Origin of the sequence: Methylomonas aurea, from assembly GCF_024505045.1 — a bacterium.
Taxonomy (GTDB): Bacteria; Pseudomonadota; Gammaproteobacteria; order Methylococcales; family Methylomonadaceae; genus Methylomonas; species Methylomonas aurea.
Genome location: NZ_JANIBM010000004.1, coordinates 251226 through 274334, shown reverse-complemented (window position 1 = coordinate 274334; position 23109 = coordinate 251226). Strand labels below are relative to the sequence as shown.

Below are 23109 nucleotides of genomic sequence, written 5' to 3'. Positions count from 1 at the left end.
TTCAACCTTCAAATCCCGAAACCGTCAGCAGTGAAGAGCCGCTCATTCTAGCCACACCCCTCCACTCTGTCAACACTTTATTTAATTTTGAACAGTTAAGAGGCGGCGGTAAGAGACCTGCTAATGGCTCTTAAACTGCCCCTGATGCGCCAAAAACCATTGATAGGTGTTGCTTAGACCTTCTTCCAAACCAATCTTCGGCTCCCATCCCAAGGACTTGAGCTTGGATACATCCATCAACTTACGCGGCGTACCGTCGGGCTTACTTGTGTTCCAACTAATTTCACCCTGAAAACCGACGACTCGACCGATAGTCTCTGCCAGTTCTCGAATGGTTACATCCGTTCCGGTACCAACATTCAAATGAGACAACATTGGCTCAGTACATGCCTTGTATTCGGCGTCGGATAAGCCCATCACGTGAATGCATGCCGCCGCCATGTCATCAACGTGCAGAAATTCACGCATGGCCTTGCCCGTTCCCCAAACTTCCACCATTGGAGAATTACTTATCTTTGCGTCGTGAAATTTCCTGATCAGGGCCGGGATGACATGGCTGTTTTCCAAATGAAAATTATCGTTTTCTCCGTAAAGGTTAGTCGGCATTACCGATCGGTAGTCCATACCGTATTGGCGATTATATGATTCGCAAAGTTTGATTCCGGCAATTTTGGCGATTGCATATGGCTCATTGGTCGATTCCAACACACCAGTCAGCAAGGCGTCTTCTCGCATCGGCTGTTCGGCAAATTTTGGATAGATACATGAACTACCCAGAAACAACAACTGCCGACAATTCGCCAACCAAGCAGCATGAACGACATTGGCCTCAATCATTAGATTTTGGTAAATAAATTCAGCAGGATACTCATTATTAGCATGTATACCACCGACCTTGGCGGCGGCCAGTACCACCCAATCCGGCTTTTCGGATTCGAAAAACCGGCGCACCGCCGTCTGATCAGTCAAATCCAATTCCGCATGGGTTCGAACTACTATATTCTGATAACCTGAATCCGATAACTGACGATAGATGGCCGCTCCGACCATGCCGCGATGGCCGGCCAGATAAATTTTAGACTTTTTATCTATCATGAATTTACTCCCTGCTGACGGCTACGCTGTACCCTTGCTTCTTAAGCAGTGCATGCTTCTGCGCCTGTTCCAAATCATATGCCACCATCTCCGCAACCATTTCCTGCAACGTAATTTGGGGCACCCAACCGAGCTTATTTTTGGCATTGGTCGGATCGCCAAGCAAGGTTTCAACTTCTGCTGGCCGAAAATATCTTGGATCAATCGCAACGATATTCTGCCCCACTGTCATCGCTGGAGCTTTGTCGCCAATAATCGAGTCGACAAAACCTTTTTCCTCAACACCCTGCCCTTCCCAACGAATTGACACACCTAATTCTTTGGCCGACATTTCAATGAATTGACGCACCGAATATTGAACACCGGTAGCGATTACGAAATCTTCCGGCCGCTCCTGTTGCAGCATCATCCATTGCATCCGCACATAATCTTTGGCGTGCCCCCAGTCGCGTAGCGAATCCATATTGCCCATGTAAAGACACTGGTCAAGACCAATCGCAATGTTACTGAGGCCGCGGGTAATTTTCCGGGTCACAAACGTTTCGCCACGACGAGGCGATTCATGATTAAACAGAATACCGTTGCAAGCGTACATGCCATAGGCTTCGCGGTAATTTACGGTAATCCAGTAGGCGTAGAGTTTGGCAACCGCATAAGGAGAACGCGGATAAAACGGTGTGGTCTCTTTTTGAGGGATTTCTTGAACCAAGCCATATAACTCGGAAGTCGATGCCTGGTAAAAACGGGTAGTTTTCTCCAGCCCCAAAAAGCGGATAGCTTCCAACAAACGTAACGTACCAATCGCATCGACGTCGGCGGTGTACTCGGGCGACTCGAACGATACCGCCACATGGCTCATAGCTCCCAAGTTATAAACCTCGTCCGGGCGAATCTCGCTGAGAATCCGAGTCAAATTCGAGCTATCGGTCAAGTCCCCATAATGCAAAAAAAACCGCGGATCTTTGATATGCGGATCTTGATAGATATGATCGACACGCTCGGTATTAAAAAGCGACGAGCGCCGCTTGATGCCGTGCACCTCATAACCTTTTTCCAATAAAAACTCAGCAAGATACGATCCGTCTTGGCCGGTTATCCCAGTGATCAACGCCTTTTTAGTGCTCACTTTAAGCTCCTTTTGTGTAGGACAAAATTCGAAAAATCCGATTTAATTTCAGCGACTTTCAAACTGATGGGGAAGCTCTCCCTCAATCAACCTGAAGCAGGAATACTGGCAACTGGAATTATCGTTTTACCGGGCAAATAGCTCCCCAATTCCGGCAACAAATCATGCAGAAAAGCGTGCAGACGCTTATCAGCCTGCGTGATATCTTCGGCTGAATCGACCGGCGTGACTAATCTCACCAACGCACCATCTGTTCGGTTCATCATGATAGCATCGTAGAATAAGTACCATTTGACCATGTATTCGTTAGTTATCGTTCTACCGCGTTGTTGAAACCAGAAGTAGACCAATTGGCGACTCTCACCCTTTTGAATGATAGCGCGGTTCAACTCCAGCGTTTGGCCGTCCAACATAAACTCAGGAAACTCCTGCTGACCGTAGCTGATAATCTGCCAACCGTCGCCAGGAATGCAACTGCGCGGCGAATGCACGGCGGCGCCTTTGCGCTGAGACTGGTAATAGGCACTGTAAAAATTGACGCCGTTTTGGGTACCAGGCTCATTGAAGTTAACGATCACGTAATCAGTCAACTTCAACTCGTTCAAATAGAATTGGCTTAAATAGTCGTTACGTCCCTGCCAATTGCCCAATTTGGTCGGAAAATTTAAAAAGGCTTTGCGTTGTGGAATTACGTCTTCACGGCCCTTGGACATTTCCGAAACACCCGCGCCAGCAATCAGCAAGATTAAGACCACAAATACCGACCGATTCAATTGCCCGACGAAAAAGCCGGAAACCGGTGCCCGCCCCCACTCCGCTGGGATTTGTACCAATTCACTGAATGCCAATTTACTGCCGCTGATCCGGCTGAAAATCCACATCTCGATGAATAGGAGCACCATACATAACAAAAATACCGCCCAGCCTTCGAAGTCGTGCAGAAAGCCTTCCGCCATCTCGGTACCCCAGTTATCGACCAACACACCGATCACACCGATACGGAAACTGTTCATAAAAATGGTCAATGGCATGGCAGACAAAAAGATCAGCAACTTCTGCCAGAACGGACCTTTGAACAGATAAGCGCATAAAAACGCCAGACTGGCCAGCGGGAACAGATAACGCAAGCCGCTGCAAGCATCGACTACCTGCAACTTGTAATTACCCAAATCGATGACATTACCTTCCAGGTACACCATGATGTCGCAAGCCCGGATAAATTCGACCCCGAGCCAGGAGGAAATCAACTGCAATTTCGATGACAAGTTATTCAGAATGAATGCCGGGAAAGGCACCATGAAAACCAAAAACAATAAGGGTATCGCAGCCGTCTTCAAGCCTCTTAGCCCAAATGCGCAGGCGAACATTCCGGTCAACACCACCAAAAACGAGTATTGCTCCATCGTTTTGATTGTCGCCAGACCTCCCAAGATAAAAACCAGCATGCCCAAAACAATGACAGCCAATCCGGGCGCCGATTCTCTGAAATCCTGAGCTAAGCGCAGCTCGCTTCGCCGCATCCAAATCAGATAAACGGTGATACACGGAATAAAGAAACCATGGCTATATTCCTCGACATTAGTCCAGGTGTTAACCATTTCAGCCAAGCTGTCGCGAAAGACAACACATAGCAGCAGAAAAGCAGCTCCCCAAAACGACCAAATGACGCCAGCTTTAGTATTCTCAGTATTCATTCCGTGTCGACAATAAGAATTGGTTTTTAGATTCAGTAGGTTATGAGCATCCCTGGCGAATAATATTTACCAGACCGCTACTCACCATTACGACCGAGCAGGGAAAATCTTGACCGCGCCGACCCGCCATTATCCCTGGACCGGATTAAGGCACTATGACAATCGTCCAACGATTAGGCATCCGGATCGGCCGTAAAAATCGGATTATTTTTATCGTCTTCGTGCAATTTGGCTTTCTCTTCAGGATAAATATGCCAAAAAGACTGATCGATGGCGCCTTGGGTATAGCTGTTTTTGCGGTCATGGGTAAACGGGCACCACCAATTTTCCACCACTTTCACCATGTAGGCATGCCATTCAAACAAACCGACGCTGTAAGGGCAATACCACGTGCAATTTAAAATCCAAAACAATTTGGATTGCGACATACTCAACTTGAACGAGCCGTCCATCGTAATCTGGCTTTTCAGGTCGTAACGATGGCTCGATCTTGCCGGCAGGAAATCGCCCCAGGTTTTGACGTTTTGTGCGCCGACCAATTTCAGGCTGAAGTAAGTGAGGTAAGCGCTGGTAATGACAAAAGGCAAAGTCAGAATCGGCAAGTAAATAAACAACAAACCGACGGCCCTGGACCACACCGGCATCTGTTTATGATGGCAACCGATATTGACCCGGTCCGTGCACGATTCGCAGGCTTTTGTGCCCCCTTGGATATTCATGTTTGTTTCTCCTCTGTTGTCGTTATTATTATTTGCTCGGCATTGAGCAATTGAAAAATGCTGCGACAGCCCTCGCAGCAGAATTTTTTCGGGCCTTGCACGGTATTCAACTTGAACCCGCCAATCAACACCGGCTGCCCGCACAGATCGCAGCCCGATTTCTGCGCCGGCATCAGGTCAGATACGTGCGCTAACCGCGCAAAAGAACGCTTTCAAATATTCGGTTTCGGCCATCGCCGGATGTATCGGATGGTCCGGACCTTGGCCGCCGGCGGCAAAAAACACCAAGTGGCGATCGATATGCCGTGCCGACGATCGCAAAATTTCTTGCAGATTTTCCTGGCTCAAATGGTGCGAACAAGACGCCGAAACCAAAATACCGTTGCCGGACAGTACCTGTAACGCCAAATGGTTCAAGCGTCGATAAGCTTCATAACCGGATTTGAAATCTTTCTTGCGTTTTATCAGGGCCGGCGGATCCAATATGATGACGTCGAACGGTTCGCGTTGCTCTCGAGCCTGCTTTAGAAACTCAAACACATCGCTACGCACAAAACGCATATTGCCGGCGACACCGTTTAACTCGGCGCTGGCTTCGGCCAGTTTCAACGCGCTTTCAGAGCTATCGACGCAACAGACTTCGGCCGCCCCGCCCATTGCTGCCGGAATACCCCAAGCTCCGGCGTAACTGAACAAATCCAGCACCCGCATGCCGCCCACCAACTTTGCCAGCCGGGCACGGTTCTCCCGGTGATCGTAGAACCAGCCCGTCTTTTGCCCGTCGGCAACATTCACCAAAAATCGGGTATCGTTTTCTTCGACCAATAAGCGCTCCGGCAATTCGCCAAATACCAATTCCGGCAGCAAAGACAAATTCTCGAGTTGGCGTTGACCGGTATCGTTTTTCAACAATACCGCGGTCGGTTCAACCAAGTCGCATAACACCTTGACCAATAAGTCCTTGTGTCGCTCCATGCCGGCCGTGGTGATTTGCACCGACAATACCGAACCGAAGCGATCCACCACCAAACCAGGCAGGCCATCGCTTTCGCCGAACACCCACCGGTAAAACGGCTTGTCGAACAGACGCTGGCGCAGATTCAGCGCCTGGCTCAGCCGGGATTTGAAAAAACTCTCGCCGATTTTCAGATTGCTTTTACGAGTCAACAACCTCGTACAAATCAGAGCATTAGGGTTGACGTAAGCTAATCCGATCGGCTTAGCGTCGGCATCGCATACCGTGGCCAAATCGCCCGGACTAAATTGCTCCAGCGGTGAACGCCGGCAATCGACCTCATTGCTGAACACCCATAAATGGCCTTGGCGCAAACGCTTGTCTTCGTTCTTTTTCAGAAACAGTTCGGGATAACTCATGCGTATTTACGATAACTTAAAAACATAACCGCCCACCTGAGCCCCAGGTGCGGCGATATGCAATCGAATCGGCAATGTCTGGTCCGGCTTTAGCACAGCGACACCCGCCAATTGCGGCAATGAAAAAGCCCGCTCCGCAATCGCTTGGCCGTTAAATCCCAGCAACGTCAGTCTTAACACGGTACCTTCCTGCGAAAAATCAGCATGATTGGTGATTGCCGCGCTAAAAAGATAACTATTATCGGACTGTCGCTGTAAATCGGTATGGGAGACCGATAACTCCCGGTCGCTTTTATAAATCGGCGGCTGACAAGCAACCATCCCGCACAGTCGCTGCCAAGCCGCGGCAACCGCAGAGGATCGATAAAGATTTTCGCTTTCGAAATAAAAGACTTGCCCAAGCAATGTGACGAATGCCACTACACTGGCCGACTTCCAAACGCTAAAACCGGGCCATTCTGGTTTCGCAACAGTTTTCGTCAGATTGTTAGCCCGAACTCGCGCCTGACTGGCGTCGTCGCTCAAATCGGCTAGGCCGTCGAAACGCTGCCCACAAATATCACAAGTTAACAACCCGCGCTGCTGACGCAATTGTCCGACGGTTACGGCTTGTGTTGCATCGCAATTCGGACAGCGGGTAAACATTCGTCAACCGGGTTTACAGAGATCTAGCCGACACCAATCTTCACGGCTCACCGGTTCGGCGACCGATAAGCCGAGCGCGCGATATGCGTCGGCCACCATCGCAGCCTGTTCGCTCAAAATCCCCGATAAAACCAATTGCCCACCAGGCTTAACCAATTCGGCGATCACGGGCGCGAGTTCAATCAGCGGCTTGGCCAGGATGTTGGCAAGCACCACATCCGCGGCAAACGCCGAGAACTGCTCGGGCAGATAGTAGCTGATCCGATCTTGAACTCCGTTCTTCTCGGCATTGTAACGGCTGGCAGTCAAAGCCTGTGGATCGATATCGATGGCGTGAGCATATTCGGCGCCCATTAACAGCCCCGCAACAGCCAATATGCCGGAACCGCAGCCGAAGTCGATTAAAACCTTCCCAGAGCTATCTTGACCGGCCAACCATTCCAGACACAACGCGGTGGTCGGATGGGTTCCGGTCCCGAAGGCCAAACCCGGATCCAAGGTCATGCATACCGTATCCGGTTCCGCCCGTTCCTGTCCGGTAGGACAAATCCAAAGCTTGCCGCCGAACTTCATCGGCTGAAAGTACTCCATCCAGGCCCTTTCCCAAGCCTGATCCTGCAATACTTCGGCCGACCACTCTTGCAGCGGATGGCCGATGAATTGATTGAACAACAATGCCTGCACGATATCCGGGTCCGAATCCAATTCGAACAGCGCGGTAACGCGGGTACGGCTCCAAACTTTAGTTTGGTCGATAGCCGGCTCGTAGACCGGCTCGTCTTCGGCATCGCTATACGTTACCGAAACCGCTCCCAGCTCGGAAAAGAAGTCCGATATTTCCGGAGCGGTAGTTTCGTCGGTGACCACGGAAAGCTGATGCCACGCCATAAATACAAGCCTTGACTGGATGAAAAGAAGCTACGCCGGCCTTATACAATTGCCGCCTAATGGATGCCCAGTTTCTTTTCCAGGTAATGAATGTTTTGCCCGCCCTGGGCGAACGCCGCATCGGCCATGATGCTTTGCTGCAGCGGTATATTGGTTTTGATCCCGTCTATCACCATTTCACTCAGCGCCGTCTTCATTCGGGCAATTGCGCTGGCCCGATCATCGCCGTGCGCGATCAATTTACCGATCATCGAATCGTAATACGGCGGCACCCGATAACCGTTGTAAATGTGAGTTTCGCAGCGAATGCCGGGGCCGCCCGGCATGTGGAACTGCTCGATCAGGCCCGGACTCGGCATGAAGGTTTTCGGATCTTCGGCGTTCAGGCGACACTCAATGGCATGGCCAGTGAAGGTAACCTGGTCCTGGGTAATCGATAAAGGCTCGCCGGCGGCAATTCGCAATTGTTCCTTGACGATGTCGAAGCCGGTAATCATCTCGGTGACCGGATGTTCGACCTGCACCCGGGTATTCATCTCGATGAAATAGAATTGGCCTTTTTCGTACAGAAACTCGAAAGTTCCGGCCCCCAAATAACCGATTTCCCGGCAAGCGTTGGCGCAACGTTCGCCCATCTGCTTACGTTGCTCCTCGGTGATGCCCGGCGCCGGCGCTTCTTCGACCACCTTCTGGTGGCGGCGCTGCATCGAGCAATCGCGCTCGCCCAAATGGATGGCATTGCCGTGCGAATCGGCCAGGACTTGAAACTCGATGTGGCGAGGATCTTCTAAAAACTTTTCCATGTAAACCGTGCTGTTGCCGAACGCGGTGCCGGCCTCGGCCTTGGTCATCGCAATCGCGTTCAACAAAGCACTCTCGCTATGCACTGTGCGCATACCACGACCGCCGCCGCCGCCCGCAGCCTTGATGATCACCGGATAGCCGATTTCCCGCGCCATTTTTAAGTTGGTCTCGTCGTCGTCGCCTAATGGGTCGCCGTTACCGGGAACGCACGGAATGCCGGCGGCTTGCATCGCCTTTTTTGCCGAAATCTTGTCGCCCATCATGCGGATCGTATCCGGTTTCGGGCCGATGAACACGAAACCGCTCTGGCTGACCTTTTCCGAAAAGTCGGCGTTTTCCGACAGGAATCCGTAGCCGGGATGGATCGCTTCGGCGTCGGTAACTTCAGCGGCGCTGATAATGGCCGGGATATTCAAATAGCTGCCGGAAGAGGCCGCCGGGCCGATGCACACCGCTTCGTCGGCGAGACGCACATGCTTCAGGTCGCGATCCGCTTCGGAATAGACCGCCACGGTTTTGATACCCAACTCACGGCAAGCCCGCAAGATGCGCAAAGCAATCTCACCGCGATTGGCGATAACAATTTTTTCAAACATAAGCCAAGCCTCGAAACAGGTTATTCGATAATGAACAGAGGCTGGCCATATTCGACCGGATGACCGTTCTCAACCAGAATCTGTTTAATTTTGCCGCTTTTGTCGGCTTCGATCTGGTTCAGAATTTTCATCGCTTCAATGATGCACAGGGTTTGGCCAACGCTGACGCTTTGACCGAGTTCGACAAACGCCGCCGATCCGGGCGAAGCTGAACGGTAGAATGTGCCGACCATCGGCGATTTCACGATATGGCCGCTGATTTTCTCTTCGGCCGGAACCGCAGCAGGTGCCGAGGCGGCTGGAGCAGGCGCCGCCGCGACGGGTGCCGGAGCGGCATATTGCATCGGCGCAGCAGCCGAATAGCGGCTGATGCGTACCGACTCTTCACCTTCGCTAATTTCTATCTCAGCAATATCGGATTCTTCGATAAGATCGATCAATTTTTTTATTTTTCTAATATCCATCGTTCTGAGTTCTCTCTTGTAATAACTGATGAGCGGCTTGCACAGCCAATTCGTAACCGGTCGCCCCTAATCCGCAGATAACGCCGACGGCGATATCCGAAAAATAAGAATGTCTTCTGAAAGGCTCGCGGGCATGTACGTTCGATAAATGAACTTCAATGAATGCAATCTTGGTAGCCAGCAGGGCATCGCGAATCGCCACACTGGTATGGGTAAACGCGGCAGGATTGATGATGATGAAATCGACGCCTTGCCGATAAGCTTGGTGAATCTGTTCGACGATCTCGTGCTCGGCATTGCTCTGGCAAAAATTCAGCTGATGACCCAAGGACTGCGCCAGACGCTCCACGCTTTGCTGGATATCCTGCAAAGTCTTGCTACCGTATAACCCCGGCTCCCGAACGCCTAACATATTCAAATTGGGTCCGTTCAGAACGGTGAGGATCGCCATGAAAATATCGAACGAGAAAGTATCAAATAAAGCGAAATTCTGCCTAATTCGAAGGTTTTTGTCCAGATAAACCGATTTCTAGCCAATAAAGCATCGCTTTTTCAGCATTTGGGGCTAATTCGGTTTCAGTAGTGGCTGAATGACTTCCAGGATTTTTTCCCTGGACAATTCACCCAATTGTCGGTGCACGATTTTGCCCTGCGGATCGACAATGACGGTAAACGGCACGGTATTGATCACATTACCCAAGCGCTGCGCCAACATTGCCGCGTCCTCGCCGCCGATCAGCAGCGGATAATTGACCTTCATCCGACTCTGGTAATCCAGAACCGGTTGTTTATCTTCCAGGGCAATACCGACAAATTGCACGCCGCGGTCTTGATATTCGGTCTGCAATTTGACGAACTCGGGAATCTCCTTCAAACAAGGCGGACACCAGGTCGCCCAAAAATTGACCAGCAAAATCTTGCCGCGCCATTGCGACATCGGCTGCGGCACGTCCTGCAAATCCGGCAGACTGAAATTCAACTCCGGTCCGGGCTCGGTTGTTGCAGACGAGGCTTGATCCCGGTACCCGTAAAAGGCGATACCCGCGACGACGGCTATTAACGCGACCACACAAAAAACCAGTATTTTCCGATTCATAGTTGTTGCAATGTATTCAAAAAAGTGTTGGCATCCTGATAGCCGATCACGCGCATGCCGTTGCGCTCATGGCCATCTGCACCGAAGAAGATAATGCCGGGCGGCCCGATCAGATCGAAGCGTTTCAACAAGGCCTGATCAGCTTCGTTGTTGGCTGTGACATCGGCCTGCAACAACACGGTATTCGCCAAGCGTTGTTTTACGCGCGGGTCGGTAAAGGTATAAGCCTCCATCTCCTTACAGGAAACGCACCAATCCGCATAAAAATCCAACATCACGCTCCGGCCACTGGCGGACGCCTGCCGAATCCGCTGCTCCAGTTCCTGCAGGCTCACCACCCGTTCGAAGTGCAGCCCCTCTGGTTCAGGTTTCGCGCCGCCCCCACCAGCCAGGCGTTGCAACGGCTGCAATGGATTGGAATTGCCGGCACTGAGGCCGATCAATTGCAAGACACCGAACACCAGCATGACCAGTCCCAACCCTTTCCATAACTTGCGCCAGCCGCCGGCGGCTTCGGGCAATGGCTCGATAGCCCCCAGATAGACCGCCGGAACCACCAACAACAAAGCCCACAACAACATAATCAACGAAGCCGGCAAGATACGCGACAACATCCATACCGCTACCGCCAACATCACGACGCCGAACACGGCCTTGGTCGAATTCAGCCAACTGCCGGATTTAGGTAACAACTTGCCCGCCGACGCGCCGAGCAACAATAACGGCGCCCCCATGCCCAAGCCCATCGCGAACAGGGCCGCCCCGCCCAGCACGGCATCGCCGGTCTGGCCGATGTAAATCAGTGCCGCCGCCAACGGTGCCGCCACACACGGCCCGACAATCAGCGAAGACAAAGCCCCCATGACTGCCGCCCCCCAATAAGAGCCGTCGCGGTGCCGATCACTGGACCGGTGCAGAATGGCTTGAATCGATTTGGGCACTTCCAAATTGTAAAAACCGAACATCGACAACGCCAGCAACACAAACAAGCCGGAGAACACCGCGATCACCCAAGGCTCTTGAAACGTCGCCTGCAAATTGCTGCCAAACAGCGCCGCCAGGATGCCGAATGCGGTGTACATCAACGCCGAGGCGAGGACGTAACTCAACGACAACAGAAATCCTTTGCGGACACTGACCTGGTGGCCGTGGCCGACGATAATTCCGGACAAAATCGGAATCATCGGAAACACGCACGGGGTAAACGCCAGTAGCAAGCCGAAGCCGAAAAAACTGAGCAAGGTGAGCGCCAAGCTGTCGTGGCGCAGAGCGTCGACGATGCGATCTTGCTCGGACCCGGGCGGATTGATCGTCGACGCTCTTGTCGTTAACGTACCGGCCTCGGGTAGATCCAAACTGACCAACTGCTGCATCGGCGGATAACAGACACCGCGATCGGCGCAGCCCTGAAATTTTGCCAGCAATTGGACGGTTTCGGCCGCCGACTGGCCGCGTATTAGCGGTACATCGACATTCACCTGGTTACGGTAGATCTGCACCTGGCCGAATTCGGCATCGTGATAGGCATCGCCCTCAGGTAGCGGAATTTTACCCAATTGGGCGTTCGCCGGTGCCTGTAAAGCCAACGACAACTTATCCCTATACAGATAATAACCGTCCGCGATCTGCCAGGAGGCCTGCAGGGTTGCGGCATCCTTGACACTGGCCGTAAACCGGAAGGCTTGCTCGGGAGGCAACAAGTCCGCGGAAAATACATTCGCCGTCAAGCCTTTCAGGCCCTTGACGAATTGTTGCAACGTTTCGCCACCGGCGACCGGAATCGTTGAGGCCGCGGGCAAATCGATATCAAGCACCACTTTTTGCGGGGGGTAGCAAATGCCGGCGTCGGCACAGCCTTGGTATTTGACCAGCAGTTTAAGTTGGGGCAAGCCTTTGTCGTTTCGCAGCGGCAACCCTACCCGCAACGCGTTGCGATAGACCACGACATCGCCCAGACTCGGATCGTGTTCGCTGGCACCTTCTGGCATTTGCGCCTGATCCAGCACGATGGCCTCGGTCTGCGACTGAAACTTGGTTTTGTCTCGATACAGGTGATAACCTTCGGCGATCTCCCAGTTAAGTTCGACGCTATTGGCGGACTGAGCGCTTGCGCTTAACTTGAACGCCTGGTCTGCCGGCAGAAAATCCTGGCCGTCGCCAGCCGCGACCACAGGTGACAACGCAACTAAGATGCAGAAAAAAATCAAGCGCCAATCAAACATGAATCGATCCATTGCAAATAATCCTGAGACCCGCGTTCGATATCGAGCGCGATAATTTCCGGAACTTCGTAGGGGTGTAGTTTCTTTACGGCAGATTCAATTGCCGGATAACGGTCCTGCCGACTCTTGATCAACAGCAAATGTTCCTGAGCGGTTTCTATTTGGCCCTGCCATTCGTAAACCGAACGAATGCCGGGCAAGATATTGACGCAAGCCGCCAATTTTTCGGTGATCAGTGCGGTGGCCAAATTTTCGGCACAATTCGCATCGGGACAGGTACAGACTATCAATTGGTACATCTCGATATTATCCTGGAATTTCTTCTGGGATGCTCTTAGTATTAGCCGCTTTGCCGGTAAGCCCGCCATGAAAACCATGCAAGCCCTGTTTCTGACCTTTCTGATCGTACCGTTTGTGGAGATTTACCTGCTGTTGCAGGTCGGCAGCGTCATAGGCGCGATTCCGACTGTGTTTTTGGTGGTATTGACCGCAACCTTGGGCGCCTGGCTGTTAAGACAACAGGGCTTTGCCACCTGGAACCGGTTGCAGAACGGCTTGAGGCAAGGAGAAATTCCGGCCTACGAGATGGTCGAGGGACCGATCTTGTTGGTGGGCGGCGCCTTACTACTGACGCCCGGATTTTTTACCGATTTATGCGGCTTCGCCTGCCTGATCCCGGCGGTCCGCCGCAAAATAGCCGACTATCTGATCGAACAGCATTTGTCCGGCACCCAGGCCGGTTCGATATTCCGACAAGCCCGCCGCGACCGGTCGGTCATTGAGGGCGAATACGAAAAACACTAATAAATGACAACAGTCTGAATCCGCGCTATCGCGGATTCAGACTGTCCCGCGCTTATTGGCCGTCGCCGGTATTGGCATCGGTGGCCGCAAAACCGCCGCTCAGCGTATTTTTTCCAAATCCCGAATACGCCGGACACCAGCCGGAATAGCTGGTCGCGACCAACACCAATCCGACCAGCAGCATTAGAACGCTGGCAGTAAACAACGACACGCTCAGCAATACCACTCCCGAAACCATGCGCACTTTTTTGTCTTTATCGCCGATATTGTGCTCAAACTTGACCAAACGTTTATAATCGAAGCTCATTTCCAATCCTCTCTGTGTTGTATTTATTTAGTCCTGACGCAAGGCTTTCCCTTAAAAGGCAAGCAAATATACACAGCTCCCCGAAATCTGCAAGCTATAAAAAATGGAAGTCTCTTCAATTATTGCCCCTTTAAACGACCAGCAACGCCTGGCCGTTTCGGCCCCCTCCCAGGCCATGCTGGTGCTGGCCGGCGCCGGTAGCGGCAAAACCCGGGTGCTGGTGCACCGCATCGCCTGGCATATCAAAATCAACCATATCTCGCCCTACCACATATTGGCGGTGACCTTTACCAATAAGGCCGCCAACGAGATGCGCGGCCGGATCGAAGATTTGCTGAACACCTCCGCCCGCTCGATGTGGATCGGCACCTTTCACGGTCTGGCCCACCGCTTGCTCAGACAACACGCCAAGCAAGCCAAACTGCCGGAAACGTTTCAGGTAATGGACAGCGACGACCAATTACGTATCGTCAAACGCCTGATCAAGAATCTGAACCTGGACGACAGCAAATGGCCGCCGAAACAAGCGCAATGGTTCATCAACGCACAAAAGGACGAAGGCGTCCGCGCCCGCCACATGCAGGACAGCGGCGATTTTTATCTGCGACAGATGCGCCAGATCTATCTGGCATATGAAGAACTGTGCGATCGCTCCGGCCTGGTCGATTTCGCCGAACTGTTACTGCGCGCCCACGAACTGCTGCGCGACAATGCCGATTTATTGAGTTTTTACCGCGAACGGTTCCAACAGGTTCACGTCGATGAGTTTCAGGACACCAACACCATCCAATACGCGTGGCTACGGCTGTTGACGGAAGGCAACAACAACTTGTTCGTGGTCGGCGACGACGACCAATCGATTTACGGCTGGCGCGGCGCCAAGATCGAGAATATCTACGCCTTCCAAAAACACTATCCGCAACACGGCGTGATTCGCCTGGAACAGAACTACCGCTCCAGCGGCCACATTCTGAAAGCGGCCAACACGCTGATCGCCAACAACGACAACCGGATGGGCAAGGAACTGTGGACCGACGCCGGCGACGGCCACGCTCTGGCCTTGTATTCGGCGTTCAACGAACAGGACGAAGCCTATTTCGTCGTCGAAAAAATCCGGCAATGGGTGCGCGACGGCGGCTTGCGCAGCGAAACGGCGATTTTGTACCGCTCCAACGCCCAATCCCGCCAGTTCGAAGAGCGCCTGATGGCGACCGCCACCCCATACCGGGTTTACGGCGGCTTGCGCTTTTTCGAACGGATGGAAATCAAGAACGCTCTCGCCTATCTGCGCCTATCGAGCAACCCGCACGACGACGCCTCGTTCGAACGGGTCGTCAACACGCCGACCCGCGGCATCGGCGCCAAAACCCTGGACGACATGCGCATCCTGGCCCGCCAGCAACAACTGTCCTTGTGGCAGGCGGCGCAGGCCATGCTGGAACAAAACCAATTGCCGGCCCGCGCCGCCAACGCGCTGCGCGGCTTCATGAATCTGGTGCTTGAGTTGGGCCGGGCTACGCAAAACTCGAGTCTGCACGAAACCGTCAAGCACGTCGTCGAAGCCAGCGGCCTAATCGAACTTTATAAAAAGGAAAAGCAAGACAAAGGCGAAGCCCGAGTGGAAAACCTGGAAGAGTTGGTCAACGCCGCCCGACTGTTCGACTACGACCGCGAGAATGCGGAAAACCTGTCGGAACTGGACATGTTTCTGGCCCACGCCGCGCTGGAAGCCGGCGAAATGCAAGGCGAAGCCGATGAGGATTGCGTGCAGTTGATGACGTTGCATTCCGCCAAGGGCTTGGAGTTCAAGCTGGTGTTTCTGGTCGGCATGGAAGAAGGCCTGTTTCCGTCGCAACAGGCGCTGGACGATCCCGGGCGGCTACAGGAAGAACGCCGGCTATGTTACGTCGGCATCACCCGCGCCATGCAACAATTGTATTTGACCCACGCCGAATCGCGCCGCCTGTACGGCAAAGACAGTTACCCGCGGGCCTCGCGCTTTTTGCGCGAATTGCCGCAGGAATCGATACAGGAAATCCGCTTGCGCGCCAACGTTACCCGCCCTTCAGCCGCTGCACCGTCGGCGTCCGCTACTCTGGGCGGCAGCACCTTCAAACTCGGCCAAACCGTCCGCCACGAGAAATTCGGCGAAGGCGTCGTGCTGCAAACCGAAGGCGAAGGCGATCAGGAGCGGGTACAAATCAATTTCCGCAACGCCGGCTTGAAGTGGCTGATGTTGGCTTATGCCAAGCTGGAAAAGGTTTAAGCGATTTATCCCGATTTAGATGATGGTGATACCGCGCGTTATGTTTGGCGAGTTTTGGTGGCAAGGAAACCCGTTGCGGAAATTCGTGTAAATGGCTGTAATTCCAGATTAATAATTTAAAACAACCATGAAAAATCAATGAAATGCGGGCCGGATATTTCAAGTACTGCCCCTATCACGCGCGCAGGATACTCTGTTGCACAGCATATAAACTTGCTCAATGAGAGACGAGTATGCAGCTAGTTCAATTTTCCGCAACAAATTACAGCTACCCTGCCGATCGGAGACGGACTAGCGATGTCCGAATGTTCGGCAGCTAGCCACCCAACCTAAGCAAAATCTAACCCCATAAACAAAAAACGCGGCGTCTGGCTCAAACCGGAACGCCGCGCTTTGGTTTCGGGTAAAACCGATCAGTCTTCTACGGTGACAACTTTCAGCGAGTTGGTGCCGCCTTGGTGGCCGGTCGCGTCGCCTTTGGTGATGATGTAGGTATCGCCTTTGTTGACCACACCGCGGGTACGCAGTTTGTCGATGATGGCTTTGTTGACTTCGGCTTTTTCCATCGATTCGCGGCTGAACGGAATCGGGAATACGCCGCGGTACAAAGTCACCCGACCCAGCGTTTTTTCATGGCTGCTGAACGCGTAAATGGGGATGTTGGAGTTGATACGCGACATCCACAACGGCGTCGAGCCGGACTCGGTCAACGAGGCCACGCCGCTGATTTTGGTGTGGTTGGCCATGTACATCGCCGACATCGCGATGGCTTCGTCGATGGCCGAGAAGCTGTCGGTCATGCGGTGGTGGGAATGGGTCACGCTCGGTTGCTTTTCGGTTTCCCAGCAGATACGCACCATAGCTTGCACCGTTTTCACCGGATGCTTGCCGGAAGCTGTTTCCGCCGACAACATGATCGCATCGGTACCGTCGACGATCGCGTTGGCGACGTCGAATACCTCGGCACGGGTCGGGATCGGGTTTTCGATCATCGACTCCATCATTTGCGTCGCGGTAATCACGGCACGATTCAATTCGCGCGAACGTTTGATCAAGTGCTTTTGCGCCGCCGGCAAGTTGGCATCGCCGATTTCCACACCCAAGTCGCCGCGCGCGACCATGATCGCGTCGGAAGCCATGATGATGTCATCGATCACGTCCATCGCTTCGGCCCGCTCGATTTTCGCCACCAAACCGGCATAGGAGCCGGCCGCTTCCAACAAGGCACGGGCTTCGTGCATGTCGTCGGCGGTGCGCGGGAACGAAATCGCCACGTAGTCGGCCTGAATCACCGCGATGGTTTTGATATCTTCCTTGTCCTTGTCGGTCAACGCCGCCGCCGACAAACCACCGCCCAGCAGGTTGATGCCCTTGTTGTTGGACAAGTCGCCGCCGACCACCACTTTGGTGTTGACGCGGGTACCGTTCTCGACGTTGACCACGTCCAGCACCACCCGACCGTCGTCCAGCAACAAGCGGGTGCCCGGCTTGACTTCGCGCGCCAGCGGCTCGTAGCTGATACCGACCTGAGTATGGTCGCCGTCGTATTTACCAAGATTGATGTCCAAGGCAAAGTCTTGGCCTTCGTCCAGCCAGACTTTGTTTTCCTTGAAACGCTCGATCCGGATTTTCGGGCCTTGCAGGTCGGCCAGAATACCGACCCTGCGGCCGGTTTTCTTGCTCAGTTCCCGCACGCGGTTGGCACGGTCGATATGATCCTGAGCGGAACCGTGCGAGAAATTCAAACGGACGACATCGATACCCGCGTCGAACAATTCCTCGAGTACACCCGGCTTGTCCGTGGAGGGTCCCAGCGTCGCCAGGATTTTGGTTCTTCGTAACAGCATGTAATCCCTTTATTTGGCGTTATGCAGCGCAATGGTGGTGTCCAACATACGGTTGGAGAAACCCCACTCGTTGTCGTACCAGGACAAGACTTTAACGAAGTTACCGCCGGTCACTTTGGTCAAACCCGCTTCGTAAATCGATGAGTGCGGATTGTGGTTGAAATCGGAAGACACCAACGGCTCGTCGTTGATCGCCAAAATGCCTTTCAAAGAACCGTTAGCCGCTTCCCGCAGAATGCTGTCGATTTCTTCTTTGCTGGTGTTGCGCGAGGCCTGGAAGCACAAATCGACCACGGAGACGTTGATGGTCGGAACCCGCATGGCGAAACCGTCCAGTTTTCCTTTCATTTCCGGTAATACCAAACCCACTGCGGCAGCGGCGCCGGTTTTGGTCGGGATCATGGATTGGGTGGCGGAGCGGGCGCGGTGCAAATCGCTGTGATAAACGTCGGTCAGCACTTGGTCGTTGGTGTACGAGTGGATCGTGGTCATCAAACCGTGGTCGACGCCGATGGTGTCCATCAACGGTTTAACCAGCGGTGCCAAGCAGTTGGTGGTGCAAGACGCATTGGAGATGACGGTATCGGACGCTTTCAGGGTTTGGTGGTTGACGCCGTAAACCACGGTGGCGTCGACGTCGTTACCGCCTGGAGCGGAAATGATGACTTTTTTGGCGCCGGCAGAGATGTGCGCGGAAGCTTTGGCTTTGCTGGTAAAGAAACCGGTGCACTCGTGCACGACGTCGATGCCCAGTTCACCCCAAGGCAATTTAGCCGGATCGCGCTCGGCGAAAACCCGGATGCGGTCGCCATTAACCACAATGTAATCGCCATCCACTGTCACATCAAACGGGAATTTGCCATGAACGGTATCGTATTTGGTCAAATGCGCATTGGTTTTGGAATCGCCCAAATCGTTGATCGCAACCACTTGAATTTCGTTGGTGCGACCGGCTTCGTACAGTGCGCGCAGAACATTGCGACCGATACGGCCGTAACCGTTAATTGCAACTTTAATTGCCATAGAATTTTCTCCGGGATGGTTGTGAAGGACTGGGGTTCAGATGTGCCGAAAGCACCAAAAATTCCGCAGATTGTAGCAAACCCGGACAAACAACGTCTACCGCCGCGACCGGATTAGCGCCGCTGACCGCTGTCGCACCGCGGCGAGTACGTTACAATTGCGCTCCGTTTTCGACAGCCAAATAGCGTTCATGCAAATCCAGTGGTACCCGGGCCATATGCACAAGGCCAGCAAAGAAATCAAACACGCATTGCCCGACATCGATCTGCTGATCGAAATCCTGGATGCTCGCATCCCATACAGTAGCCAAAATCCGATGCTGGCCAGGCTTCGCGGCAGCAAGCCCTGCATAAGGGTATTGAACAAAACCGACTTGGCGGACCCGGAATTGACCAAGCTCTGGCAGACTCACCTCGAGCGGGAACAGGCGGTCAAAACTCTGGCAGTGACTACGCAACAGCCCGACAAAATCAGACAGATCATCGAGCTATGCAGCAAAATGCTGCCGGATAAAACCGCCGCCGGCAAAATAGCCAGGACCATGATCATAGGCATTCCCAATGTCGGCAAATCGACCATCATTAACGCGCTCGCCGGCAGGACCATCGCCAAGACCGGCAACGAACCGGCCGTGACCAAGCAGCAGCAACGCATCAACCTGGGCAGGAATATCGTGCTGTCCGACACGCCGGGCGTGCTGTGGCCCAACGTCGAAAACCGGCACAGCGGTTACCGGCTGGCCGCCACCGGCGCCGTCAAGGACACCGCGTTCGAACATGCCGACATCGCGCTCTATGTTTTGGATTACCTGCGCCGGACTTATCCGGAACAACTGTGTCAACGCTACCGGTTGGAAACCTTACCGGCGGAATCGCAGGCCTTGCTGGAAGCAATAGGCGCCAAACGCGGCTGCCTGCGCGCCGGCGGTATCGTCGAACTCGACAAGGCGGCAAAATTGTTGTTGACCGAGTTGCGCGCCGGCACTATCGGCCGGATCACGCTGGAAACCCCGGATATGATCGAAACCGAAATGAACGAGCTGGTCGTTATTCGCGCCGAAAAAGCCGCCGAGCGCGAGGCGCGCCGACAGAAATCTTGAAGCTCTCAGCACGGTTTCGCATCGTCGCCGCTGACTTCGGTGTTGAAATCGAGTAATTCCGACCCAACATTCCCTGGAACCTTTAAGCCGTAGCGGCGGTCTGCTGCGCACCCGCCAAACGGGAAGTATTCTCAAAAACGGAGCCATTCGAATGAATCCTCAAGAACGCGATCAACTCAACCTGTTTTTAAAGCAATTGACCGAGGCCAGAATCAGCGCCAAAGACGCGGAAGCCGCGCAGTTGATTGCCGATAGCGTCGCCAAACAACCCGATGCCGCCTATCTTTTGGTGCAACGGGCCATGCTGCTGGAACAAGCGCTGAACAGTGCCAAAAGCCAGATCGCCGACCTACAACAGCAACTGCAAAATAGCACGGCAGCGGCCCCGCGCGGCGGATTTTTGAGCAACGATCCATGGGCGCAAACACCGGCTGCCGGCGGCGTACCCGGTGCCGGCAATTACCAAGTACCGCGCAACACGCCAATACCGCCGCAAGCCAGCGCTTTCGGCAGCAGCCCGAGCTTTCTGGGCAACATTGCCACCACCGCAGCAGGTGTCGTCGCCGGATCGTTTCTGTACCACGGCATAGAAAGCCTGCTGGGAGGCCACCATGGCGCTAGCGGACCATCGCTGTGGAACCAGGCGGCGCAAGACAACGCGGCGGAGCCGACCGTGATCAACAACTACTACGGTGATGACGCCATCGCTGCGGCCTCCGCAGACGAACAGAACGATTATTCCATAGACGATTCGAACGATTTCGACAGCACCGGTTCAGACGACGATTCCAGCTGGATTTAAGCGACCGCGCTTGGTTCGCCCCACCGAGGAGCCCGCACTCCACCGCGTCTTCCGCTGTTCCGAAAATCCCGCCCGGCAAACGGGCCGGCACCGGCCGGCCCGCCTTTTTAATTGCGGCCGATCGCTGCCGACACTCTCCAAAACTAGGTACTTGGTCTAAACTCGGAACACAACCGCGCGCAGACGCATTGCTTCGTCCGGTCGCCATTGGCCGCGCTTTTTACTCAAGGAAACCTGAAATGCAACTCACCATTCGGAACAAGTTGATCGCCAGCTTCTCGGCGCTGGTCCTTATTTTGGTCGTATTCGGCCTGCTGGCCTGGATCTACATCGGCAGACTGGGTTCCAGTATCGACGAAATCGCCGAATGGAAGGTACCGGCGGTCAAGCTGGCCGTGGACGTGCACGCCGGCGCCTACGACGCGACGATAGAACAACTCAATTATCTGCTCTACGAGCGCGAGGAAACCTACAGCCGCGCCAAGCAGGTATTGAACGCGATGGACGAAAATCTGAACCAGGTCGACAGCATCGGTAACAAATTCGCCGACACCGCCCTGCTGCAACAATCGGCCTCGGTACGCAACAACGTCAGGGAGTTCCGCGAGCTTTACGACAGCGGCGTCGCGGCATTGAAAAACAACCGGCAGGCGGTCGACACGATGGCCAACAGCGGCAAAGCGGTGCTGGCGGAAGCCGATGCGTTTGCAGAAAAGCAGGAAACGGAATACGCCAAGCTGCTGGAAATCGGCGCCAGCCAAAACGAATTGAACGGCAAAGTGCAGAAGTACATTCTGGTCAACCGGATCAAATCCTTGGCGCAAACCATCATTCAACATGAGAAGGAAGAGCGGCTGTACAAGGATCGCCAGTACTACGGCCAAATGCAGCAGGAATTGCCGGTCTTGATGGCCTTATACGACAAACTCTCCGCCATGACCCAAGAACCGACCGAGCACGAACGGATCGACAAGGCCCGGGCGGAAACCGCAAAATACCAAAACGCCGCGGCGCAATGGATCGATAACGACAGCCGACTGAAGCAGATCGTCGCCAAAATGGACCAAATCGCTGCCAGCGCCCGGCAATCGGCCGCCGCCGCAGAACAAGACGGCTGGAGCAAAGCTCAGGAAATTGCCGGCAAAACCGTGGCGCTGGTCGGCCAGGCCAATACCATTATTGTGGTTTGCCTGATCCTGGGCATCGCGATCGGCGTTGGTATGGCGGTTACCGTGCCGCCGAGCATCGTCAATTCGATCAATGCGCTGAGCAAATTCGCCAAGGCCTTCGGCACCGGCAATCTGACCGCCCGCACCCGCTTCGCGCCCAGCGACGAAATCGGTGTCATGGCGCAGGACTTCGACCATGCCGCGGAAAGCATCCACAAAATCGTCGGCAAGGTCAGCGGCTACTCCCAAACCTTGCAGCGCAATGCCGAAGTGCTGCTGCGGGCCGTGGAGAACAACTCGGCCGGCGCCCAGTCGCAGAAGGAATACATAGAACAGGTCGCGTCGGCGATGACGCAAATGGCGGCAGCGGTGCAGGCGGTAGCTCGCAATGCGTCGCAAGCAGCCGCAGCCGCGGCGGAAACCGACCGCCAAGCCCGCGCCGGCCAAACCGTGGTGCAACAAGCGGTGGGCTCGATCAATTCGCTGGCGCGGGAAATCGGCGATGCCGCCGGCACTGTCAGCAATCTGGAAGGCCACGTCAACGACATCAGCAGTATTCTGGACGTGATCCGCAGCGTTTCGGAACAGACCAATTTGCTGGCGCTGAACGCGGCGATCGAAGCGGCCCGAGCCGGCGAACACGGCCGCGGATTCGCCGTGGTCGCCGACGAGGTGCGCACGCTGGCGAGCCGCACCCAGTCTTCGACCAGCGAAATCCAGAACATGATCGAAAAGCTGCAATCGGGCTCCAAACAAGCCGTCGTGGCGATGAATGCCAGCCGGACGCTAGCCGAACAGAGCGTGGAAAAAGCCCAGGCTTCGGGCCAGGCGCTAGGCGCAATTACCCAGTCTGTGGCGACCATCAACACGATGAATACCCAAATCGCCACCTCGGCCGAGCAACAAAACGCGGTGACCGAGGAAGTCGGCCGTACTGTGATCAAGATTACCGAAATCGCCGAGACCGGCGTCAACACCGCGCGGGCGTCGCTGAAAGCCGGCATAGAATTGACCGATCTGGCCAAAGAACTGGAACAGGCGGTATCGCAATTCAAGGTTTGAGGTTGGG

At 54.1% G+C, this 23109-nt stretch carries 21 protein-coding genes; 5 read left to right on the top strand and 16 right to left on the bottom strand.

The window, feature by feature from the left end:
- Positions 1 to 120: 120 nt before the first annotated feature.
- The 13 genes from fcl to cutA all read right to left on the bottom strand — a co-directional run bounded on the left by fcl (position 121) and on the right by cutA (position 13022).
- Positions 121 to 1095 (bottom strand): GDP-L-fucose synthase, encoded by a 975-nt coding sequence (gene fcl / locus NP603_RS05965; RefSeq protein ID WP_256610004.1) that lies wholly within the window; start codon positions 1093 to 1095, stop codon positions 121 to 123.
- A gap of 4 nt (positions 1096 to 1099) precedes the next feature.
- Positions 1100 to 2221, bottom strand: a complete 1122-nt coding sequence (gene gmd / locus NP603_RS05960; protein WP_256610003.1) for a GDP-mannose 4,6-dehydratase — start codon at positions 2219 to 2221, stop codon at positions 1100 to 1102.
- Positions 2222 to 2307: 86 nt separating this feature from the next.
- Positions 2308 to 3819 carry a VPLPA-CTERM-specific exosortase XrtD gene (xrtD, locus tag NP603_RS05955; RefSeq protein ID WP_504137698.1) on the bottom strand — a complete coding sequence of 504 codons (1512 nt, stop codon included), beginning with the start codon at positions 3817 to 3819 and terminating at the stop codon, positions 2308 to 2310.
- A 269-nt stretch (positions 3820 to 4088) separates the two neighbouring features.
- The gene (locus NP603_RS05950; protein ID WP_256610001.1) at positions 4089 to 4634 is read right to left on the bottom strand and encodes a hypothetical protein; all 546 of its coding nucleotides are present in this window, start codon (positions 4632 to 4634) and stop codon (positions 4089 to 4091) included.
- A 177-nt stretch (positions 4635 to 4811) separates the two neighbouring features.
- A complete protein-coding gene (locus NP603_RS05945) occupies positions 4812 to 6008 on the bottom strand; it encodes a class I SAM-dependent rRNA methyltransferase (RefSeq protein ID WP_256610000.1) in 1197 nt (398 codons plus the stop codon).
- Between the two features lie 6 nt (positions 6009 to 6014).
- The gene (locus NP603_RS05940) at positions 6015 to 6653 is read right to left on the bottom strand and encodes a zinc-ribbon and DUF3426 domain-containing protein (protein ID WP_256609999.1); all 639 of its coding nucleotides are present in this window, start codon (positions 6651 to 6653) and stop codon (positions 6015 to 6017) included.
- 3 nt (positions 6654 to 6656) lie between these two features.
- Entirely contained in the window at positions 6657 to 7541 is an 885-nt protein-coding gene (gene prmA / locus NP603_RS05935; RefSeq protein ID WP_256609998.1) for a 50S ribosomal protein L11 methyltransferase, read from the bottom strand.
- A 56-nt stretch (positions 7542 to 7597) separates the two neighbouring features.
- The gene (gene accC / locus NP603_RS05930) at positions 7598 to 8941 is read right to left on the bottom strand and encodes an acetyl-CoA carboxylase biotin carboxylase subunit (protein WP_256609997.1); all 1344 of its coding nucleotides are present in this window, start codon (positions 8939 to 8941) and stop codon (positions 7598 to 7600) included.
- Between the two features lie 20 nt (positions 8942 to 8961).
- A complete protein-coding gene (gene accB / locus NP603_RS05925; protein ID WP_256609996.1) occupies positions 8962 to 9405 on the bottom strand; it encodes an acetyl-CoA carboxylase biotin carboxyl carrier protein in 444 nt (147 codons plus the stop codon).
- The gene (aroQ, locus tag NP603_RS05920) at positions 9395 to 9856 is read right to left on the bottom strand and encodes a type II 3-dehydroquinate dehydratase (protein WP_256609995.1); all 462 of its coding nucleotides are present in this window, start codon (positions 9854 to 9856) and stop codon (positions 9395 to 9397) included. The genes accB and aroQ overlap by 11 nt, the downstream gene beginning before the upstream one ends.
- 114 nt (positions 9857 to 9970) lie before the next feature.
- Positions 9971 to 10501 (bottom strand): TlpA family protein disulfide reductase, encoded by a 531-nt coding sequence (locus tag NP603_RS05915; RefSeq protein WP_256609994.1) that lies wholly within the window; start codon positions 10499 to 10501, stop codon positions 9971 to 9973.
- Complete coding sequence (locus NP603_RS05910; RefSeq protein ID WP_256609993.1) at positions 10498 to 12723, bottom strand: protein-disulfide reductase DsbD; 2226 nt, start codon at positions 12721 to 12723, stop codon at positions 10498 to 10500. The genes NP603_RS05915 and NP603_RS05910 overlap by 4 nt, the downstream gene beginning before the upstream one ends.
- Positions 12705 to 13022 (bottom strand): divalent-cation tolerance protein CutA, encoded by a 318-nt coding sequence (gene cutA, locus NP603_RS05905; RefSeq protein ID WP_256609992.1) that lies wholly within the window; start codon positions 13020 to 13022, stop codon positions 12705 to 12707. The genes NP603_RS05910 and cutA overlap by 19 nt, the downstream gene beginning before the upstream one ends.
- 67 nt (positions 13023 to 13089) lie before the next feature.
- Here cutA and NP603_RS05900 point away from each other — a divergent pair, with 67 nt between their 5' ends.
- Positions 13090 to 13527, top strand: coding sequence for an FxsA family protein (locus NP603_RS05900; RefSeq protein WP_256609991.1), 438 nt, complete (start codon positions 13090 to 13092; stop codon positions 13525 to 13527).
- 52 nt (positions 13528 to 13579) lie between these two features.
- Here NP603_RS05900 and NP603_RS05895 read toward each other — a convergent pair whose 3' ends face one another.
- Positions 13580 to 13834 (bottom strand): YgaP family membrane protein, encoded by a 255-nt coding sequence (locus tag NP603_RS05895; RefSeq protein ID WP_256609990.1) that lies wholly within the window; start codon positions 13832 to 13834, stop codon positions 13580 to 13582.
- Between the two features lie 103 nt (positions 13835 to 13937).
- Here NP603_RS05895 and uvrD point away from each other — a divergent pair, with 103 nt between their 5' ends.
- Positions 13938 to 16100 (top strand): DNA helicase II, encoded by a 2163-nt coding sequence (uvrD, locus tag NP603_RS05890; RefSeq protein ID WP_256609989.1) that lies wholly within the window; start codon positions 13938 to 13940, stop codon positions 16098 to 16100.
- Between the two features lie 413 nt (positions 16101 to 16513).
- Here uvrD and pyk read toward each other — a convergent pair whose 3' ends face one another.
- A complete protein-coding gene (pyk, locus tag NP603_RS05885; RefSeq protein WP_256609988.1) occupies positions 16514 to 17947 on the bottom strand; it encodes a pyruvate kinase in 1434 nt (477 codons plus the stop codon).
- Between the two features lie 9 nt (positions 17948 to 17956).
- Positions 17957 to 18970, bottom strand: coding sequence for a type I glyceraldehyde-3-phosphate dehydrogenase (gene gap, locus NP603_RS05880; protein WP_256609987.1), 1014 nt, complete (start codon positions 18968 to 18970; stop codon positions 17957 to 17959).
- Between the two features lie 190 nt (positions 18971 to 19160).
- Between gap and ylqF the strand changes: the two genes are divergently transcribed.
- The 3 genes from ylqF to NP603_RS05865 all read left to right on the top strand — a co-directional run bounded on the left by ylqF (position 19161) and on the right by NP603_RS05865 (position 23102).
- Positions 19161 to 20069 (top strand): ribosome biogenesis GTPase YlqF, encoded by a 909-nt coding sequence (gene ylqF, locus NP603_RS05875; RefSeq protein ID WP_256609986.1) that lies wholly within the window; start codon positions 19161 to 19163, stop codon positions 20067 to 20069.
- 151 nt (positions 20070 to 20220) lie between these two features.
- The gene (locus NP603_RS05870) at positions 20221 to 20871 is read left to right on the top strand and encodes a DUF2076 domain-containing protein (protein ID WP_256609985.1); all 651 of its coding nucleotides are present in this window, start codon (positions 20221 to 20223) and stop codon (positions 20869 to 20871) included.
- 239 nt (positions 20872 to 21110) lie between these two features.
- On the top strand, positions 21111 to 23102 hold the full coding sequence (locus NP603_RS05865; RefSeq protein ID WP_256609984.1) for a HAMP domain-containing methyl-accepting chemotaxis protein: 1992 nt from the start codon (positions 21111 to 21113) through the stop codon (positions 23100 to 23102).
- Positions 23103 to 23109: the final 7 nt, after the last annotated feature.

Bases quoted from the DNA above. Each gene is read 5' to 3' on its own strand.
- NP603_RS05950 (WP_256610001.1), bottom strand. From the start codon at position 4,634: ATGAATATCCAAGGGGGCACAAAAGCCTGCGAATCGTGCACGGACCGG.
- NP603_RS05915 (WP_256609994.1), bottom strand. From the start codon at position 10,501: ATGAATCGGAAAATACTGGTTTTTTGTGTGGTCGCGTTAATAGCCGTC.
- ylqF (WP_256609986.1), top strand. From the start codon at position 19,161: ATGCAAATCCAGTGGTACCCGGGCCATATGCACAAGGCCAGCAAAGAA.
- NP603_RS05940 (WP_256609999.1), bottom strand. From the start codon at position 6,653: ATGTTTACCCGCTGTCCGAATTGCGATGCAACACAAGCCGTAACCGTC.
- uvrD (WP_256609989.1), top strand. From the start codon at position 13,938: ATGGAAGTCTCTTCAATTATTGCCCCTTTAAACGACCAGCAACGCCTG.
- aroQ (WP_256609995.1), bottom strand. From the start codon at position 9,856: ATGGCGATCCTCACCGTTCTGAACGGACCCAATTTGAATATGTTAGGC.
- xrtD (WP_504137698.1), bottom strand. From the start codon at position 3,819: ATGGTTAACACCTGGACTAATGTCGAGGAATATAGCCATGGTTTCTTT.
- pyk (WP_256609988.1), bottom strand. From the start codon at position 17,947: ATGCTGTTACGAAGAACCAAAATCCTGGCGACGCTGGGACCCTCCACG.
- cutA (WP_256609992.1), bottom strand. From the start codon at position 13,022: ATGTACCAATTGATAGTCTGTACCTGTCCCGATGCGAATTGTGCCGAA.
- prmA (WP_256609998.1), bottom strand. From the start codon at position 7,541: ATGGCGTGGCATCAGCTTTCCGTGGTCACCGACGAAACTACCGCTCCG.
- accB (WP_256609996.1), bottom strand. From the start codon at position 9,405: ATGGATATTAGAAAAATAAAAAAATTGATCGATCTTATCGAAGAATCC.
- NP603_RS05910 (WP_256609993.1), bottom strand. From the start codon at position 12,723: ATGTTTGATTGGCGCTTGATTTTTTTCTGCATCTTAGTTGCGTTGTCA.
- accC (WP_256609997.1), bottom strand. From the start codon at position 8,941: ATGTTTGAAAAAATTGTTATCGCCAATCGCGGTGAGATTGCTTTGCGC.
- NP603_RS05870 (WP_256609985.1), top strand. From the start codon at position 20,221: ATGAATCCTCAAGAACGCGATCAACTCAACCTGTTTTTAAAGCAATTG.
- fcl (WP_256610004.1), bottom strand. From the start codon at position 1,095: ATGATAGATAAAAAGTCTAAAATTTATCTGGCCGGCCATCGCGGCATG.
- gap (WP_256609987.1), bottom strand. From the start codon at position 18,970: ATGGCAATTAAAGTTGCAATTAACGGTTACGGCCGTATCGGTCGCAAT.
- NP603_RS05945 (WP_256610000.1), bottom strand. From the start codon at position 6,008: ATGAGTTATCCCGAACTGTTTCTGAAAAAGAACGAAGACAAGCGTTTG.
- NP603_RS05900 (WP_256609991.1), top strand. From the start codon at position 13,090: ATGAAAACCATGCAAGCCCTGTTTCTGACCTTTCTGATCGTACCGTTT.
- NP603_RS05895 (WP_256609990.1), bottom strand. From the start codon at position 13,834: ATGAGCTTCGATTATAAACGTTTGGTCAAGTTTGAGCACAATATCGGC.
- NP603_RS05865 (WP_256609984.1), top strand. From the start codon at position 21,111: ATGCAACTCACCATTCGGAACAAGTTGATCGCCAGCTTCTCGGCGCTG.